The organism is Aliirhizobium wenxiniae (genome assembly GCF_014201355.1).
In the GTDB taxonomy this organism is placed as follows: Bacteria; Pseudomonadota; Alphaproteobacteria; order Rhizobiales; family Rhizobiaceae; genus Neorhizobium; species Neorhizobium wenxiniae.
The window spans coordinates 105275-123589 of sequence record NZ_JACHEG010000005.1 but is presented as its reverse complement, the minus strand read 5'-3'; the positions used below and the strand labels follow the sequence as shown (position 1 = coordinate 123589).

Here is an 18315-nt window from a genome sequence, read left to right as displayed (position 1 = left end):
TCATGGCACCTCCCATTCTTAAGCTTGACGACATCTTCCTGAGCTTCGGCGGCACGCCGCTGTTGGACGGAGCCAGCCTGCAGGTGGAGCCGGGCGACCGCATCTGCCTCGTCGGCCGCAACGGCTCGGGCAAGTCGACGCTGATGAAGATCGCGGCAGGCATGGTCGAAGCGCAGTCGGGGGAGGTTTTCCGTCATCCGTCGGCAACGATCCGTTATCTCGAACAGGCGCCTGACTTTGCCGGTTACTCGACCGTGCAGGCCTATGCCGAAGCGGGCCTCGGCCCGGGTGATGATCCCTATCGCGTCACCTATCTGCTCGAACATCTGGGCCTGACCGGCGAGGAAGATCCGAACCGCTTGTCAGGCGGTGAAGCCCGCCGTGCGGCACTTGCCCGCGTCATGGCGCCGGAACCCGATATCCTTCTGCTCGACGAGCCGACCAACCATCTCGACCTGCCGACCATCGAATGGCTGGAAGACGAGTTGCGCAAGACGCGCAGCGCGCTTGTGGTCATCAGCCACGACCGTCGTTTCCTCGAAAAGGTCTCCAACGCCACTGTCTGGATAGACCGCGGCACGGCCCGCCGTCTTTCCCGTGGTTTCGGCCATTTTGAAGCCTGGCGCGATCAGGTTCTCGAAGAGGAAGAGATCGAACAGCACAAGCTCGGCAAGGCGATCGAGCGCGAAGAACACTGGATGCGCTACGGCGTCACCGCAAGGCGCAAGCGCAACATGCGCCGCGTCGGCGAGTTGCAGGCCATGCGCGCCGCCTATCGTGGCCATAACGGTCCTCAGGGCAGCGTCCAGGCTTCGGTCGCAGAGGGTCGCGAATCCGGCAAGCTTGTGGTCGAAGCTGAAAACATCACCAAGACCTATGACAAGCCGATCGTCGCCCCCTTCTCGATCCGCGTCCACCGCGGCGACCGCATCGGTCTCGTCGGCCCGAACGGTGCCGGCAAGACGACGCTTCTGAAGATGCTGACCGGCCAGCTGGAGCCCGATAGCGGCTGGATCAAGCTCGGCACCAACCTGGAAATCGCCACCCTCGACCAGAAGCGCGAGGACCTCGATCCCGAGGATACCCTGTCCCACTATCTGACCGATGGCCGTGGCGAGACGCTGCTGGTCAATGGCGAACAGCGCCATGTCGCCGGTTACATGAAGGATTTCCTGTTCCAGCCTGAACAGATCCGCACGCCGATCAAGAACCTGTCGGGTGGCGAACGCGCCCGCCTGATGCTGGCCCGCATGCTGGCACGGCCTTCGAACCTGCTGATATTAGACGAACCAACCAACGACCTCGACATCGAGACGCTGGACCTCTTGCAGGAAATCGTCGCCGGTTATAACGGCACCGTCATTCTTGTCAGCCACGACCGTGACTTCCTCGATCGCACTGTGACCTCCACCATCGCACCGGCCACCCCGGATGCGCCCGATGGCCGCTGGATCGAATATGCCGGCGGCTATACCGACATGCTGGCACAGCGCAAAGGCGCCCAGGAAGAGCGGAAAAAAGCGGAAAAAGCAGCCGAAAAGCCGAAGGCCGAGAGCACGACTTCAGCCTCCGACGCACCCAAGGCCAAGGGAAAGCTTTCCTACAAGCAGAAATTCGCCCTCGAAAACCTGCCCAAGGAAATGGAGAAGGCGCAAGCCGAGATCGCCATTCGCGAAAAGAAGATGGCCGATCCCAATCTCTTCACCAAGGACCCGGCAAGCTTCAACAAGCTGGCCGCAGAGATGGAGAAGCTGCGCGAAAAGCTGACCCAAATGGAAGAGGAATGGCTGGAGCTTGAAATGTTGCGCGAGGAAATCGAAGGCTGAGCGCGATGCCACGAGCATCCTAAAATTAAATTTTTGTTAGCCTTAACAAATATTTAATCGAAGAAATCAGTGTCTCGCCCCGGAACAATGCCGGCATTCATCGCGTTTGGTGCGTGTCAGGTTGCTAAAACATGCAACCGGCAAAACCGAGATGAACTCTGGAGATGTCCAATGCTGACAAGTGTATCGCGTCGTCGGCTGGCAAGTGAGGCGATGAACCAGCGTGTATTGATTATCGAGGATGAGTTTCTGATTGCGCTCGACGTGGCGGACACGATCGAGAACATGGGCCTGAAGGTCGTCGGGCTGGCGAATGCCCGCAAGCATGCCCTTTCGCTTGCAGCCCATGCGGATATCGCCCTGGTCGACGTCAATCTTGCGGATGGCAGGACCGGTCCGGAGATCGGCCGTGAACTTGCTGAACAATATGGCCTGACGGTCGTATTCATGACCGGCAATCCGGAAGATATCGCGGATGGCGTGGATGGAACGATCGGCGTTCTGACCAAACCCGTCATGCCCGAAGTGGTCGAACAGACGATCGGTTATGCGATCGCCAACCGCCTCGGCGGCATGGCAATCGTTCCCCGCGAACTCAAGGTTTTTCGCGGAAACGCAAACTGAGCCAAAATTCCGGCATGGACTTGTCGGATCCGTGCCGCATCTTTCGTCCTCGGAGGAAAGGCGCCAACTGATGGCGTCCTTCAATCAAGGAGGGATATCGACATGCGGATGATTTTCGTGAACCTGCCGGTGGCGGATCTTCAGGCTTCGACGGCGTTTTACACGGCGCTCGGTTTCACCAAGAACCCCGATTTTTCAGATGACACCGCGACCTGCATGGTGGTCAGCGAGCAGATCTACGTGATGCTGCTCACCCACGATAAATTCCGCATGTTCATCAATGGCGATATTTCCGATTCGAAGACGACGAAGGAAGTGCTGAACTGCCTCTCCGCATCGAGCCGCGACGAGGTCGACGGCTTCAAGGCAAAGGCGCTTGCCGCCGGCGGCAGCGAATGGAAGCCGAATATGGAAATGGGCCCGATGTACGGCTGCAGCTTCCAGGACCTCGACAGCCATGTCTGGGAAATCATGTACATGGAAATGTCCGGCGGCTAAGGCGGGCTTAAGCCCTCGCCCTTGTGGGGAAGGGTTTGGGAGGGGACTTTCTTCATATCTCGACCCTCTTGCCAGCATGAAGCGAGACCGGTAAATCTTTGCACGCTCTAACGGGGTGCCCTGCGTCTGCAGGGCTGAGAGGCGACATGCCAACCCGCGGAACCTGATCCGGCTAACACCGGCGGAGGGATTAGACGGCTCGCAACCAGCGCCTATTCCCCGTATCGACATTTTGAGGAGGCGCTGATGCGCGGGATTTCGACTTTTCTTCTGGCCACCACGGTCACGGTTCTTGCTCCCCTTGCCGCGAACGCTCAGGAAAAGACGCTCACCGTCTATACCTATGAGAGCTTCACCTCCGACTGGGGTCCCGGCCCGAAGATCAAGGCCGAGTTCGAAAAGACCTGTGCCTGCACCGTCAATTTCGTCGGCGTCGCCGATGGCGTGGCGCTTCTCACCCGTCTCAAGCTCGAAGGCACAGGCTCGGAAGCCGATATCGCCCTCGGCCTCGATACCAGTCTGATCTCCGAAGCCAAGGCGACCGGCCTTTTCGAGGCGAACGGCGTCGATGCAGGCGCCGTCAAGGTTCCCGGCAATTATGCAGACGATACGTTCCTGCCCTATGACTACGGCCATTTCGCCGTCATCTATGACACGCAGACGATCAAGAACCCGCCGAAGAGCCTGAAGGATCTGATCGAGGGGGATGCTTCGCAGAAGATCGCCATTCAGGATCCGCGCACCTCGACGCCGGGCCTCGGCTTTCTGCTCTGGGTAAAGGCCGTCTATGGCGACAAGGCGCCGGAAGCCTGGGCGAAATTCAGGGACCGGGTCCTGACCGTCACCCCCGGCTGGTCGGAAGCCTATGGCCTGTTCACCAAGAGCGAAGTGCCGATGGTGCTCTCCTATACGACCTCGCCAGCCTATCACATGGTCGAGGAAAGGACTGATCGGTATCAGGCAGCAAGCTTTTCCGATGGCCATTACATCCAGATCGAGGTCGCCGGCATGCTGAAACACGCCCGAGACAGAGATCTGGCAAAGAGCTTCCTCACCTTCCTGATATCGCCGGCGGCACAGGATATCATTCCGACCACCAACTGGATGATGCCGGCGGCAGCGACCTCTGCCCCGCTGCCGGAAGCTTTCGACAAGCTGGTAAAGCCGGCAAAGACGCTGCTGATCGGCTCCGACGAGGTGGCGAAGAACCGCCAAGCCTGGATCGACGAATGGCTGACCGCCATGAGCAAGAAGTGACGGGACGTTTGGGAAATCGCATTTGCTGACGACCGCTGAAAGACGACGCGGCATCGGTGCCGGCCTGACCGTCCTTGCTGCCGTCATTCTGTTCGTCGGCACTGCGGTTGTGACACTGCTGGCCTGGGATGGCGATCAATCCGCATCCCGGCTTTTTAGCGCCTATACCTGGAGCATTCTTCGCTTCACGCTTCTGCAGGCGGCGCTTTCCACGCTTCTGTCGGTCGTCTTCGCCATTCCGGTCGCTTTGGCACTTGCCCGCCGCCCCCGTTTTGTCGGCAGAGCCTGGATCCTGCGCCTTATGGCCCTGCCCATGGGCCTGCCGGCGCTGGTCGGCGCACTCGGTCTGCTCGGTGTCTGGGGCAGGCAGGGCATCCTGAACGGCTGGCTTACCACAGCCGGGCTGGAACAGCCGGTCAGCGTCTACGGCCTTTCCGGCATTCTGCTCGCCCATACATTCTTCAATATCCCGCTCGCCGTGCGCCTGCTGCTTGCCGTGCTCGAACGGCTTCCGGCTGAATACTGGCTTCTGTCGGCCAGCCTCGGCATGAAGCCTGTCTCGATCTTCCGCTTTGTCGAATGGCCGGCGCTTGCCCGCATCGTGCCCGGCGTCGCGGGCCTGATCTTCATGCTCTGCGCCACCAGCTTCACGCTGGTTCTTGTGCTGGGCGGAGGTCCGGCCGCAACCACGCTGGAAGTGGCGATCTATCAGGCCCTGCGCTTCGATTTCGACCCGCCCCGCGCCATCGCACTCGCCTTTCTGCAGATTGCCGTAACGGCTGCCGTGATCGGCCTCATCGCGCTTCTGCCGGCTGCAACTGATACGGTCAGAACCGCGGGCAGAAAGGTGTTGCGCCTCGACGGGCGCTCGGCAGCATCCCGCCTGTGGGATGGCCTGATCATTGCCATCGCCGTGATCTTTGTCGCCTCGCCGCTCCTCTCGGTTCTGATTGCCGGCCTTCGTGCCGATCTCTGGAAACTGATCTCCGGCCCTCGTTTCATCCAGGCTGCAACGACGAGTCTCGTGATCGCGGTAACGGCTGCAGTGATCGCTGTCTCCGCGTCACTCGCTATCATCACGGCCCGGCAGGCGATCAGGGACCGGCGCGATCCCGTTCTTGCTGCACGGCTTCTATCGGCCTCGCTCGCCGGCACATCATCCCTGGTTCTTGTCGTGCCGCCGATCATTCTCGGCACCGGCTGGTTTCTGGTGCTTCGGCAATTCGGCAATGTCGCCGCGTTCGCGCCCTACCTCGTCGCATTCATCAATGCGATGATGGCGCTGCCCTTTGCAGTAAGGGTGCTGGAACCGGCATTGAACGACCATCGGCATCAGACGGCACGGCTGGCCGCAGCACTCGGTATCGCCGGCCCTGCCAAGTGGCGTCTGATCGATCTCCCCATCCTCACCCGCCCGATACTCACTGCCCTCTCCTTCGCCATGGCGCTCTCCCTCGGCGATCTCGGTGCAGTCGCCCTGTTCGGCTCCAGCGATCTCGTCACCCTGCCCTGGCTGGTCTACAGCACGCTATCGAGCTACAGGACGAATGATGCGGATGGGCTGGCGCTGATCCTCGGCATGATCTGCCTTGCCTTGACCATCCTCGGCACATCCGGCGACAAGGAACATGAAAATGCGTGACGGCATCGTCCTCGATAAGGTCGCCCTGAACCTCGGCACCGCAGATTTCGATTTCGACTGCCATATCGAGGCCGGCGTCATCACCGCGATCGCCGGTTCGTCGGGTGCAGGCAAATCGACGCTCCTCAACCTCATCGCAGGTTTTGAGCGCCCGCAATCAGGCCGCATCTTCATCGCCGGAACCGAACAGACCGCGAGCCATCCGTCGGAAAGGCCGGTATCGGTGGTCTTCCAGGATCACAACCTCTTCGCCCATCTCGACATCTTCACCAATGTCGCACTCGGCATCAGCCCATCGATGCGGCTGTCTTCGCAGGACAGGGATCGCGTGGAAAACGCCCTCTCGCGTGTCAGCCTTGCGGGCTTCGGCAAGCGTATGCCCGGCTCACTGTCGGGCGGCGAAAAACAGCGCGCCGCCTTTGCCCGCGCCCTCCTGCGCAACAAGCCGGTTCTCCTGCTCGACGAACCCTTCGCTTCACTCGACGCCGATTTGCGGCTGCAAATGTCCGCCCTTATTCTTGATCTGCATACGGAAACTGCAAATACCGTCGTCATGATAACCCATGACCGCGAGGAAATTGCCCGCATTGCAGATCGCATCCTGCATGTCGAAAAGGGGCAGATCGCCACCGACGAGGCAAAAGCGGATTACCTTTCGCGATTTGCCGCACCCGTTTCGCCCCTATCCGGCACTGTGTGAACGAAAGTCATCAAGCGTGCATGGGCACCGCCACAATTTGGACGTGGCCCGATGGCATCGGCGTTCAAGTTTATTTTCTTTTCATACCCAGTAGGCAATACATATTCATTTAGGAATATCTGTGCAGTTGGCGCTAAAGACGGTAAGCGACAACAGGCGGAAGACGAGGCCAGACGCGACGGCAGGATGCCGAAGTGTAATTCCGGAGATGGTAGTGCAGGCGAAGACTGTAAAGACGGATCGTGCCAGGTGGCCGAGATTTTGGCAGCGTAGCCGCGCATTCCGTTCCGCAGCCACACTTTTCTTCGCCACCTCGATGCTTTACGGCTGCCAGTCGATCTTCGACCAGGCCTATACGCCGAACGTTTCGCCATCGGAAAACCCGCAGACTGTCGACCAGGTCCAGAAGAATGACCCGCGTGCTGCCATGGGCGCCCGCGAACACCCGCGCATTGTCGCAAGTTACGGCGGCGAATATCGCGATGCGAAGACCGAACGCCTTGTCGCCCGGATCACCGGCGCATTGACGGCCGTTTCGGAAAACCCGACCCAGTCCTTCCGCATCACCATTCTGAATTCGCCAGCAATCAACGCTTTCGCGCTACCGGGCGGTTATCTCTATGTCACCCGCGGTCTGCTGGCGCTCGCCAACGATGCGTCGGAAGTGGCGGCTGTCCTGTCGCACGAAATGGGCCACGTTACCGCCAATCACGGCATCGAACGCCAGAAGCGGGAAGAGGCGGAAGTCATTGCCAGCCGCGTCGTTGCCGAAGTCCTGTCGAGCGATCTCGCCGGCAAGCAGGCGCTCGCCCGTGGCAAGCTGCGGCTCGCCGCCTTCTCCCGCCAGCAGGAATTGCAGGCGGATGTTATTGGCGTGCGCATGCTCGGCGAAGCCGGCTATGATCCTTATGCAGCCGCTCGCTTCCTTGATTCCATGGCGGCCTATGCCCGCTACTCTGCCGTCGATCCGGATAACGACCAGAGCCTCGACTTCCTGTCCAGCCACCCGAATTCGGCCCAGCGCGTCGATCTCGCGCGCCGCCATGCCCGCGCCTTCGGCCAGGAAGGTGTCGGCGACCGTGGACGCGATTATTATCTCGCAGGTATCGACGGTCTGCTTTACGGCGACAGCCCGCAGGAAGGCTATGTTCGAGGCCAGACGTTCCTGCATGGCAGCCTTGGCATCCGTTTTGATGTTCCACCGGATTTCCGGATCGACAACAAGGTCGAGGCAGTGCTCGCAACCGGCCCCGGCGAAAGTGCCATCCGTTTCGATGGAGTTGCCGCCGGCGACAATAACAACCTGACGAATTACCTGACGAGCGGCTGGGTTGCGGGATTGCAGCCGGAAACCGTGCGTGAGACCACCGTAAACGGCCTTCCGGCCGCAACCGCGCGCGCCTCCGCCGAGCGCTGGGATTTCGACGTGACCGTCGTGCGCCTCAATGAGCAGATTTTCCGCTTTTTAACAGCTGTGCCAAAGGGTAACACGACACTGCAATCTACCGCAGATACGCTACGCAACAGTTTTCGTCGTATGACGCCGGAAGAAATAGCCTCTCTGAAGCCGCTTCGGGTGCGTATCGTCACGGTTGGCCCGAGTGACACTCTTGCATCGCTCTCGGGACGGATGATGGGGACGGATCGAAAGCTCGATCTTTTCAAGCTCATCAACGCGCTACCGGCCGGCGCGACGGTGTCGCCCGGCCAGAAGATGAAGATCATTTCCGAATAGTGGAGTGAAGGAACACCCCTTCGTAATCAGCAGGCGGCGGCAGCCATCTGCGGATTGGCGGAGACGAGCGCAGACTTCAGCTTCTCGATGGCGCGGCTTTCAATCTGGCGCACACGTTCCTTGGAAATTCCAAGCTCGGTCCCGAGCGCTTCGAGCGTCGCACCGTCGTCCGTGAGCCGGCGAGCACGAATGATCTTCTTCTCGCGGTCGTTAAGTTTGGTGAGCGCGCCCTGCAGCCATTTCAGCCGCCGTTCGCCGTCGATCATGCCGGAAACCTGTTCGTCGGGAAGTGGCTCGTTGCTTTCCAGCATGTCCAGCCGTTCGCCGCTATCCGCGTCACCGGCAATCGTCGGCGCCTGCAGCGAGGCATCGTTGGCGGAGAGACGTGCATCCATCGTCTGCACGTCGTTTACGCTGACACCGAGCGCCACCGCGATCTCTTCATGGATGGCACGGGCGGTAAGATTGCTGTCACCGCGAGCGAGCTTTGCGCGCAACCGGCGCAGATTGAAGAAAAGCGCCTTCTGCGCAGAGCTGGTCCCGCCGCGCACGATCGACCAGTTGCGCAGGATATAATCCTGCATCGAAGCGCGGATCCACCAGCTGGCATAGGTAGAAAAACGCACATCGCGCGCCGGCTCGAACCTTGCCGCCGCTTCGAGCAGCCCTACATAACCTTCTTGAACGAGGTCGCTCATCGGCAGGCCGAAGCCACGAAACTTCGAGGCCATGGCAATGACGAGACGCATGTGAGCAAGTGCGATCTGGTTCCGTGCATTCTGATCCTGGCTGTCTTTCCATCGGACGGCAAGATCTCGCTCCTCTTCACGGGCGAGATAGGGAGCTGACATCGCTATCTTGATCATTGTGCGGTCTGCGGACATGGCTGTCATCGTCTTCTCCGTCAACGGTTCTGATATGACGATAAACAGCGGGGAAACTGGCAGACGGACAATCGAGGAGAATGTCTGTGCAAGTTTATGACTGCTGCTTTCGCCCCCTCTAGAAGCGACCCGGGACATCCTGGCCGCCAGCGTTTTAAACGGGACCGAGGGCAGCGTTACGCAGCATTCAGTTCGCCGTTCCGGCGGGTTAACGCGACAACAGCTCAAAAGTTCCAATAAAAAAACCCGGCTCAAGGCCGGGTTTTTTACTCCTGCATATCCAGGAAATCAGGCAGCTTCTTCCTGCGCATCGTCTTCATCGAGGCTCTTGCCACGCTTGGGACCCTTGGCAAGATTAACTTCGACAAGGCGAACGGCCTCGGTATCCGACATCTTGTTGACGGCTGCGATTTCACGAGCCATCCGGTCGAGAGCAGCTTCATAGAGCTGACGCTCGGAATAGGACTGCTCAGGCTGGTTTTCGGCGCGATAAAGATCGCGGACCACTTCAGCGATGGAAATCAGGTCACCGGAATTGATCTTGGCATCATATTCCTGTGCGCGGCGCGACCACATGGTGCGCTTCACGCGGGCCTTGCCCTGCACAACCTTGAGCGCGCGTTCGACGAAATCCGTTTCCGAAAGCTTGCGCATGCCAATGGCAACGGCTTTGGCGACCGGAACCTTCAGGCGCATCTTGTCCTTTTCGAAGTCGATCACAAAAAGCTCAAGCTTCATGCCAGCAACTTCTTGCTCTTCAATCGCACTGATCGTACCAACGCCGTGAGCGGGATACACGATCGATTCGCCGGTCTTGAAGCCCTGGCGAGCCGGGGAATTCTTTTTCTGCTGAGTCGTCATTCGTTTCAAAAACTCCCTTCTACTCACCCACATCTGGGTCAGGGGAAAGCCGGGTCTGTCAGGCCCGGATGAGACGGGGGAAACCGTCGGGTCACTCCATACTGGTCCGACAAAACGCGCGCGAAAAAACAAATCCCATCGCTGAGCTGCGACCGACAACATGAAACGACGTTATGTCTCGGAGAGCGCGTGTGATTGATCTGTGCTTTCGTGATGTTTTTTGGGCACGCGAGTGCCGCCTTGTGGAACAGTATCTCTTGTCTACCACAAAAAAGTGCGGAAATCAATAATTTGCTTCACAGAGTCCGCAAAGCAACATTATAGCGCCCTGCCTATGAAAGCAGCAACGCTTCATTGGCGCCTGCGACAGCAAGGCAGGCGCATCCTGGCTGGACAACCTAGACTCAGTCGCCCTTGCCCGGTTCCGGTGAGAAATACTTCTCGTACTTGCCCGCCTCGCCGTCAAGTTCCTTGGCTCCGTCCATCGGATCTTTCTTGATCGTGATGTTTGGCCAGATCTGGGCGAACTCCGCATTGATCTTCAACCATTTGTCCAGCCCCGGCTCGGTATCGGGCTTGATTGCCTCGGCGGGACATTCAGGTTCGCATACGCCGCAATCGATGCACTCGTCGGGATGGATGACGAGAAAATTCTCGCCTTCATAGAAGCAATCCACCGGGCAGACTTCGACGCAGTCGGTATATTTGCAGCGGACACAGTTATCGGTCACGACATAAGTCATGAAGCACTCCACATCAACGCGTTGATCAGGACACGATTGGAAACGGTCGGGCCCCGAGGGCCGGACGGGGGCAACGCAACCGCTGGAACGACAGAGGCGGGCTATCCGGCATTTTCGAACGTCACGTAAAGCGTTTATCCAAGCTTAGCAAGGATAAACCATTTCGAAAAAACGCGGAAACAGGGCGCATTTTCTAATCATCGTCCCAATTGATCCCGGAACCGAAGTCGACATCACCAGCATTGGGAAAGAGACGGTCTGTCTCGCGGCGTTCTTTTTTAGTCGGACGGCCTGATCCCTTGATGCGCTGCGCCTGTTCCAGCATCGTCAGGCGCTCGGTTTTCTCGCGCGGTGGAGTGAGATCTTCGTAGAGTTCCTTGGCCTCTTCGTAAGGCCCTCGCCGCTCGCCACCGGACTTGACGATCAGGATCAGATCGCGCCGATCGAGCGCGATTTCCACCCGGTCGCCCACCTTCACCTGGAAGCTCGGTTGGCGGATCGAAGTCCCGTTCACCTTCACATGGCCGGAATTGAGCAGGCCTTGCGCGAGTGAGCGGGACTTCACCATGCGGGTGAAGAAAAGCCATTTGTCGATGCGTTGCCGCAAATCCCCGGATGGCTTTTCGCTCATGACGTCTTACTTCTTCATCTGCTCCTTAAGAGCAGCGAGTTTTGCGAAAGGAGAATCCGGATCGATCGGCTTTTCCTTGCGCGGCGGCTTGGCCTCGAAGCGAGCAGGCTGATTGTTCTTCTGCCCGCCGCGTTCCGGACGCGGACCGCCCTCGTTGCGCTCGCCACGGAACGGACGATCGCCCTGCGGACGCTTGTCGCCACGACGGTCATTCTGACGGTCGCGACCCTGGCCTTCGCGCTTCTCCTGATCACCGCCACGGCGGGTATCACGACGATCACCATCACGGCGGCCCTGCGGAGCATTTTCGCCGCCGGCATTGCGCTGGCCACCACGGTCTCCACCCCGGTCACCGCCATGACCGCGGCGATCGCCCTGAGGACGGCCACCACGCTGGTTGTTTTCACGACCGCCACCCGGACGCCACAGAAGGACCGGCTTCGGCTCTTCGGCTTCGGCAGGCTTGTCACCCTCGACTTCGGCAGGAGCGACTTCGGAAACCTGTTCAGCAGCAGCTTCAGCCGTCTGCTCCGGCTGTGATTCCACAGCCTCTACGTCCGATGCCTCGTCTGCGGCAGGCGCTTCCGCGGAAACGTCGGCATCAGCAGCTTCTGCTACGGGTGCTGGAGCCTGGCTGGCGAGATAGGTCTGAGCCTCTTCAGCCGTCACCGAATCTGCACGATAGCCGAGACCCTTGAGGATTTCTTCCATATCGTCAGGCGTTGCACCAAGGATCGACAGCATGGCCGTCGTCGTGGTGAAGCGGCGACCATCATAGGCACCTTCCGGACGCGGCGTCGCGCCCGGCTTCCACTGCAAGAGCGGACGGATAAGGTCTGCAAGACGTTCCAGAATATCGACGCGAACCGCACGCTTCCCGAGGAAACGGAAACCGGCGAGCTTGTAGAAGGTCCGCTCAAACGACGGATCGGCAACAACCGACGTGCGGCCAGCGGCAAGAGCCGGAATAAGGTCGCCATAACCCGGCTTGTCGAGACCATCGTTCTTCAGCGCCCACAGCAGCGTGATAAGCTCGGCCGGAGCCGGCTTCAATAACGCAGGCATGAAGACGTGATAGGCGCCGAAACGAATACCATAGCGGCGCATCGAGGCGCGGGCATCCTGATCGAGGGACTTCACGTCCTCTGCAACATCCCGACGGAACAAGACGCCGAGATTTTCGACGATCTGGAACGCCAGGCCCTTTGCCAGACCCTGCAGGTCTTCAGCGCGCGACAGGTCGTCGAGCGGCTTCAGAACCGTTGCGATATGATGATTGACAAAACGCTCGATGCGGGCGGCCACGTGTTCGCGGGCATTGCCGGTCAGCTGTTCATCCGACAGCAGGATGACGCGCGGGCGCATGACATGGTCGCTTGCCGCAAGACGGGCAACCGGATCGCCGAGCCAACGCACAGAGCCATCGGAACCGACGGCAAGATCGTTATTGCCGGAAGCATAGAGACGGGCGGCACGCGCCTCGAACTCCAGCGCCAGCGCCTTTTGTGAGGCGGCCTGAACAGCCTTGGCATCCGGTCCTTCGGTCCCCGAGACCGGAGTAAAGCGGAATCCCGCCAACTGTCCGACGTGATGTCCCTCGACAAACACATCGCCATTCACACTGATTTCTGCTTCCAGCATCGCATTCTCTCTTAGGCGCCTCATGAGCACAGATGTCCTGCGATCAACAAAGCGTTTCGTCAACCTTTCATGTAGCGCGTCCGACAACCTATCCTCGATTTCCCGTGTCTTTTCTTGCCAGTGTGTCGGATCGGCAAGCCAGCCGGGTCGGTTTGACACATAGGTCCAGGTTCGAATCTGCGCGATTCGGGCAGACAGGGTATCGATTTCGCCGTCGGTGCGGTCGGCACGGCGAACCTGCTCCGCCATGAAGTCCTCGTTCACCGTGCCGCGACGCACAAGATCGAAGAAAAGCGTCGAAATGAGGTCAGCATGCTGCGCCGGCGCAATTCTTCTATAGTCGGGAAGCGCGCAGGCGTCCCACAATTTCTCCACACGCTCCGGCGTGGTGACGATATCCTTCACTTCCGGATAACGTGACAGATAGTCGAGCGCCTGGCTATCGGTAGCCGGCAAAGCGCGCGTCAGCCCCTGTATCGTCGGATTTGCATCAAGACTGCGCCGAAGCTCATTCAGCGACGAAAAGCTCAGATTTTTCGAACGCCACTGCAACACCTTTACACTGTCGAAATGATGCCCCTCAATCCGCTCCACCAGCTCATCGTCGAACGGCGCGACCTGTCCCGTCACGCCGAACGTACCGTCCCGCAGGTGTCGCCCGGCACGCCCTGCGATCTGCGCCATCTCGGCGGGATTGAGATTGCGGAACTGGTAGCCGTCGAACTTCCGGTCCTGCGCGAAGGCGACATGGTCGACATCGAGGTTGAGGCCCATGCCAATCGCATCGGTGGCGACCAGATATTCGACATCGCCCTCCTGATAGAGCCCGACCTGCGCATTGCGGGTGCGCGGGCTGAGCGCCCCAAGCACCACGGCCGCCCCGCCGCGCTGGCGGCGGATCAGTTCGGCGATCGCATAAACCTCGTCGGCCGAAAAGGCGACAATCGCCGTCCGCTGCGGCAAGCGCGTGATCTTCTTCTGGCCCGCATAAAAAAGCTGCGAAAGGCGCGGCCGCTCCACGATCGTAATGCCCGGCAGAAGATTTTCGAGGATCGGCCGCATGGTTGCAGCGCCGAGAAGTAGCGTCTCGTCACGGCCACGCAAATGCAGGATGCGGTCGGTAAAGATATGTCCGCGCTCAAGATCGCCAGCAAGCTGGACTTCGTCGATCGCGACGAAAGAGGCCTTCGTTTCGCGCGGCATTGCCTCGACGGTGCAGACCGAATAACGCGCCATATGCGGCGTGATCTTCTCTTCACCGGTGATCAGCGCGACATTGTGATGTCCGACCTTTTCCACCAGCCTCGTATAGACTTCGCGCGCAAGCAGCCGAAGCGGCAGGCCGATAACGCCCGAACCATGCGCCACCATGCGCTCGATCGCGTAATGGGTTTTGCCGGTATTCGTGGGGCCAAGCACGGCGGTAACGCCACGCCCGCTAAAAATCATGGGCTGAGAATTCAAAGCGAAGTTCCACGTCTAATCAACCACAGGCTCCATTGTCGCCCGAAGTTTCGCAAACACATGGCGACGCAACGCGACAAACGCAAGAAGAAAGACGCTGAGGCGGCTGAAAACCGGGCTAAAGACATCTTCGGAACAAAAGTGAACGAATCGGCGACGAATCGAAGACTCATCAGATTCACGCTCCGTTCTCACAATATATAGATACAGAAACGAGACGGATACCTCATATTGTGTCCAAGGACATTCCACGGACTTTCACGACCATAACAAGCCAAGGACTCGTATCGCCGCGAGAGTCAATTGCCCGTCCAAACGGCATATTTTTCTGATGGATCGCAAGTCGGAGACATCTCCCAACGCCCTTTAACATCCCGTAACAAGGAGTGAGAACAAGGACTTCCACGCCAATGGAACAAAAGTTCCAGCGCCACGTTCTCACCGCAAATTCATCCTGGCTTCAGGAAAGCGGAGATAAACCCATGCTCGGAACGGTTCTACTCGTAATACTCATTCTGCTCCTTATCGGCGCTCTGCCGAACTGGGGGCATAGCCGGAACTGGGGTTATGGTCCTTCGGGCGGCTTGGGTCTCGTCGTTCTTATCATCATCATCCTGCTTCTCATGGGCAGGATCTGAACTATCAACGTGGAAGGGAAGGAAACCGAGTTATGAAGAAGATCTTGCTGATCGCCGCGCTTGTCGGCACTCTCGCATCGTGCACCTCGACCGAAAAGGGAACGGCCATCGGTGCAGCATCCGGCGCGGTTATCGGCGGCGCTGTGACCAATAGCTGGGGTGGCGCGGCAGTCGGCGCTGTCGGCGGCGGTCTGATCGGGGCAGCCATCGGCGAATCCCAGAAGCACCGCGGCTACTGCGTCTATCGCGACCGCTATGGCCGTACCTACGAAGCTCGTTGCCGCTAAGCGGCACGTTTTCAGCTGAATATGTTGAGGCCGGAATCGGGAGAGGATTCCGGCCTTAATTTTTGGTGATCTATATTGCCTGCAAGTAGCAACAGGCCTCGACCTGTTCAGCCGGCCATATACTGGCCGCCGTTGGCGGTAAGCGTCGAGCCGGTAATGAAACCCGCATCGTCGGAAGCCAGAAACACTACGCAGCGGGCAATTTCTTCCGGCCTGCCAAGTCGTCCGACCGGGATATTCGGCAGGATCTTTTCCTCCAGCACGTTTTGCGGAATGGCCTTCACCATATCGGTTTCGGTGTAACCGGGGCAGATCGCATTGACGGTAATGTTGCGGGATGCCCCTTCGAGCGCCAGTGCCTTGGTGAAACCGACATCGCCGGCTTTCGCGGCTGCGTAATTCGCCTGCCCCAACTGGCCTTTTTGCCCGTTGATCGAGGATATGCTGATGATCCGGCCAAAACCGCGTTCCCGCATCCCCGGCCACACGGGATGAGTCATGTTGAACAGGCCGGTGAGATTGGTGCCGATCACTTCGTTCCACTGCTGCGGCGTCATGCGATGAAACATGTTATCCCTCGCAATGCCCGCATTGTTGACGAGGACCTCGATCGGACCCATCTGCTTTTCAACGGCCTCGACACCGGCAACGCAGGCATCGTAATTCGACACGTCCCATTTGAAAACCGGAATGCCGGTGGCGTCGTGAAACTGGGACGCACGCTCGTCATTGCCGTGATAGCTCGCAGCAACCCTGTATCCTGCGGCCTTGAGGGCGACCGAAACTGCGGCACCGATGCCGCGCGTACCACCCGAAACGAGAGCAACTCGCCCCATCATTCTTCCTTCTCTTTTAAAACCGCGTCACGGTTCAAGGGCGTTCATGGACGTTCAAGGCACATGGCGACCCCCATGCCGCCACCGATGCAGAGCGTCGCCAGCCCTTTTGACGATCCGCGCCGCTTCATCTCGAACAACAAAGTGTTGAGAATGCGAGCACCGGAAGCGCCGATCGGATGACCGATGGCGATTGCTCCGCCATTGACGTTGACGATCGACGGATCGAGACCGAGATCACGGACCACCGCGCAGCTCTGCGCCGCAAATGCCTCATTCGCCTCGACAAGATCAAGATGGGAAACCTTCCAACCCGCCTTTTCCAAGGCCTTGCGCGAAGCCGGGATCGGCCCCGTCCCCATGATCTGCGGGTCGACGCCTGCCGTTGCCCAGGACGCGATGCGTGCGAGCGGCTCGATACCGCGGCGAATGGCTTCCTCTTCCGTCATCAGCACGACGGCGGCGGCACCATCATTGAGACCCGAGGCATTTCCGGCTGTTACCGTACCTTCCTTGTCGAAGGCAGGACGAAGCTTGGCCATCAGGTCGAGCGTCGCGCCGGCACGGATATATTCGTCCTGGTCGACGGTGACATCGGCCTTTCTCCCCTTGACGACGAAGGGCAGGATCTCGTCCCGGAACCGCCCGGCAGCCTGCGCGGCCTCCGCCTTGTTTTGCGAAGACACCGCATACTGATCCTGGTCATCGCGCGAAAGCTGCCATTGGCGGGCGATGTTTTCCGCCGTGATTCCCATGTGATACCCGTAAAAGGCGTCCGTCAGGCCGTCCTTCAGCATCGTATCGACCATCTTGAAGTCGCCCATCTTCACTCCACCGCGCAGATGGGCGCAATGCGGCGCCATGGACATCGATTCCTGTCCGCCGGCAACAATGATCTTCGCATCGCCAAGCGCAATCTGTTGCATACCGAGCGCAACAGCACGCAGACCTGATCCACAAAGTTGGTTGACGCCCCAGGCGGTCGCTTCCTGCGGCACGCCTGCCTTCATCGCCGCCTGCCTTGCCGGGTTCTGCCCCTCACCGGCCGGCAGAACCTGGCCGAGGATAATTTCATCCACCGCACCTGCCTCGACCCTGGCGCGCGCCAGCACCCCCTTGATGGCAACGGCTCCGAGTTCATGCGCCGGCACGCTTGCGAAGGCACCGTTGAACGAGCCGACAGCGGTACGACCTGCAGCGGCGATGACAATAGAAGGATGAGGCATGCGTTTCCTCCGGCATTATTGTTGGCCGGACACTGGCAAAGCTCGATCAAGGTGTCAAATGGACGCGTGCGACATCGGCTTTGACTTCATTTGCTGCGCAACACGATTTTCGTCGCGCCGCACAAAAACATTGTCTCAGCGCATGGTTGAGCTTACATTTCTGGCTGGGAGAAGGGCACTTGCCCTTGAAATAATAAGATTCGTGCTGTGGGAGGCAAAACGATGGCGAAAGCCGAAGGCGAGACGGTTATCAAGAAATACGCCAACCGGCGGCTGTATAACACCGGTACAAGCACCTATGTCACCCTGGAAGATCTCGCCAAGATGGTGAAGAAGGGTGAAGATTTTGCGGTGCAGGATGCCAAGACCGGCGAGGACATCACCCATTCCGTCCTGACGCAGATCATTTTCGAGCAGGAATCCAAGACGGGAAACACGCTTCTGCCGGTTTCCTTCCTGCGCCAGCTCATTTCTTTCTATGGCGATCAGATGCAGATGGTCGTGCCGACATTCCTCGAGCAATCCATGCACGCCTTCACCGAACAGCAAGTACAGATGCGAGAGCAGATGACACGAGCCTTCGGCGAAACGCCTTTGGCCAAAAACCTTCAGGCCCCGATGCAGATGATGGAAGATCAGGTGCGTCGCAACACGGAAATGTTCCGTCAGGCCATGCAGATGTTCGCGCCCTATTCCGCCCCGCCGGCAAGCCCGGCACCGAAAAAGGCGGAGGCACGCGATATCGACGAGTTGAAGGAACAGCTCCGCAGCCTCCAGAGCCGGCTGGACAGCCTCGGCGCCTGATGGCGCCGCTTTGGAAAT

General features: G+C 59.2%; 17 protein-coding genes and 1 riboswitch. Of the genes, 10 read left to right on the top strand and 7 right to left on the bottom strand.

What is annotated here, in order from left to right:
* The first annotated feature begins 2 nt into the window (after window positions 1-2).
* The 7 genes from HNQ72_RS20025 (at window position 3) to HNQ72_RS19995 (ending at window position 8282) form a co-directional block, all read left to right on the top strand.
* The gene (locus HNQ72_RS20025) at window positions 3-1826 is read left to right on the top strand and encodes an ATP-binding cassette domain-containing protein (RefSeq protein ID WP_183994648.1); all 1824 of its coding nucleotides are present in this window, start codon (window positions 3-5) and stop codon (window positions 1824-1826) included.
* A 171-nt stretch (window positions 1827-1997) separates the two neighbouring features.
* Complete coding sequence (locus HNQ72_RS20020) at window positions 1998-2450, top strand: response regulator (protein ID WP_183994646.1); 453 nt, start codon at window positions 1998-2000, stop codon at window positions 2448-2450.
* 102 nt (window positions 2451-2552) lie between these two features.
* Window positions 2553-2948 carry a VOC family protein gene (locus HNQ72_RS20015; protein WP_183994644.1) on the top strand — a complete coding sequence of 132 codons (396 nt, stop codon included), beginning with the start codon at window positions 2553-2555 and terminating at the stop codon, window positions 2946-2948.
* A 101-nt stretch (window positions 2949-3049) separates the two neighbouring features.
* A riboswitch (TPP riboswitch) is annotated at window positions 3050-3155 on the top strand.
* A gap of 39 nt (window positions 3156-3194) precedes the next feature.
* Complete coding sequence (gene thiB, locus HNQ72_RS20010; RefSeq protein WP_183994642.1) at window positions 3195-4205, top strand: thiamine ABC transporter substrate binding subunit; 1011 nt, start codon at window positions 3195-3197, stop codon at window positions 4203-4205.
* A 22-nt stretch (window positions 4206-4227) separates the two neighbouring features.
* Window positions 4228-5847 carry a thiamine/thiamine pyrophosphate ABC transporter permease ThiP gene (gene thiP / locus HNQ72_RS20005; protein WP_183994640.1) on the top strand — a complete coding sequence of 540 codons (1620 nt, stop codon included), beginning with the start codon at window positions 4228-4230 and terminating at the stop codon, window positions 5845-5847.
* Entirely contained in the window at window positions 5840-6547 is a 708-nt protein-coding gene (locus HNQ72_RS20000; protein WP_183994638.1) for a thiamine ABC transporter ATP-binding protein, read from the top strand. Before thiP ends, HNQ72_RS20000 begins: the two co-directional genes overlap by 8 nt.
* A 316-nt stretch (window positions 6548-6863) precedes the next feature.
* Window positions 6864-8282 carry a M48 family metalloprotease gene (locus HNQ72_RS19995; protein ID WP_244654442.1) on the top strand — a complete coding sequence of 473 codons (1419 nt, stop codon included), beginning with the start codon at window positions 6864-6866 and terminating at the stop codon, window positions 8280-8282.
* 26 nt (window positions 8283-8308) lie between these two features.
* Here the strand turns inward: HNQ72_RS19995 and HNQ72_RS19990 are convergent, their stop codons facing one another.
* The 5 genes from HNQ72_RS19990 to HNQ72_RS19970 all read right to left on the bottom strand — a co-directional run bounded on the left by HNQ72_RS19990 (window position 8309) and on the right by HNQ72_RS19970 (window position 14491).
* Window positions 8309-9175, bottom strand: coding sequence for an RNA polymerase factor sigma-32 (locus HNQ72_RS19990; protein ID WP_183994634.1), 867 nt, complete (start codon window positions 9173-9175; stop codon window positions 8309-8311).
* Window positions 9176-9454: 279 nt separating this feature from the next.
* On the bottom strand, window positions 9455-10027 hold the full coding sequence (locus HNQ72_RS19985) for a CarD family transcriptional regulator (RefSeq protein ID WP_183994632.1): 573 nt from the start codon (window positions 10025-10027) through the stop codon (window positions 9455-9457).
* A 404-nt stretch (window positions 10028-10431) separates the two neighbouring features.
* On the bottom strand, window positions 10432-10770 hold the full coding sequence (gene fdxA, locus HNQ72_RS19980; RefSeq protein ID WP_112505794.1) for a ferredoxin FdxA: 339 nt from the start codon (window positions 10768-10770) through the stop codon (window positions 10432-10434).
* Window positions 10771-10963: 193 nt separating this feature from the next.
* Window positions 10964-11401: an RNA-binding S4 domain-containing protein gene (locus tag HNQ72_RS19975; protein WP_183994630.1), complete on the bottom strand. Its 438-nt coding sequence runs from the start codon at window positions 11399-11401 to the stop codon at window positions 10964-10966.
* Between the two features lie 6 nt (window positions 11402-11407).
* Window positions 11408-14491: a helicase-related protein gene (locus HNQ72_RS19970; protein ID WP_183995042.1), complete on the bottom strand. Its 3084-nt coding sequence runs from the start codon at window positions 14489-14491 to the stop codon at window positions 11408-11410.
* A gap of 497 nt (window positions 14492-14988) precedes the next feature.
* On the opposite strand from HNQ72_RS19970, the gene HNQ72_RS19965 reads away from it, so the two are divergent.
* Window positions 14989-15144 (top strand): DUF3309 family protein, encoded by a 156-nt coding sequence (locus tag HNQ72_RS19965; protein WP_112458869.1) that lies wholly within the window; start codon window positions 14989-14991, stop codon window positions 15142-15144.
* 32 nt (window positions 15145-15176) lie between these two features.
* Window positions 15177-15431, top strand: coding sequence for a YMGG-like glycine zipper-containing protein (locus tag HNQ72_RS19960; RefSeq protein WP_183994628.1), 255 nt, complete (start codon window positions 15177-15179; stop codon window positions 15429-15431).
* 107 nt (window positions 15432-15538) lie between these two features.
* Here HNQ72_RS19960 and phbB read toward each other — a convergent pair whose 3' ends face one another.
* Window positions 15539-16267, bottom strand: a complete 729-nt coding sequence (phbB, locus tag HNQ72_RS19955; protein ID WP_183995040.1) for an acetoacetyl-CoA reductase — start codon at window positions 16265-16267, stop codon at window positions 15539-15541.
* A gap of 44 nt (window positions 16268-16311) precedes the next feature.
* Window positions 16312-17493 (bottom strand): acetyl-CoA C-acetyltransferase, encoded by a 1182-nt coding sequence (locus HNQ72_RS19950; protein ID WP_183994626.1) that lies wholly within the window; start codon window positions 17491-17493, stop codon window positions 16312-16314.
* 222 nt (window positions 17494-17715) lie between these two features.
* Here HNQ72_RS19950 and phaR point away from each other — a divergent pair, with 222 nt between their 5' ends.
* Window positions 17716-18297 carry a polyhydroxyalkanoate synthesis repressor PhaR gene (gene phaR / locus HNQ72_RS19945; protein ID WP_183994609.1) on the top strand — a complete coding sequence of 194 codons (582 nt, stop codon included), beginning with the start codon at window positions 17716-17718 and terminating at the stop codon, window positions 18295-18297.
* The last annotated feature ends 18 nt before the right edge of the window (window positions 18298-18315 follow it).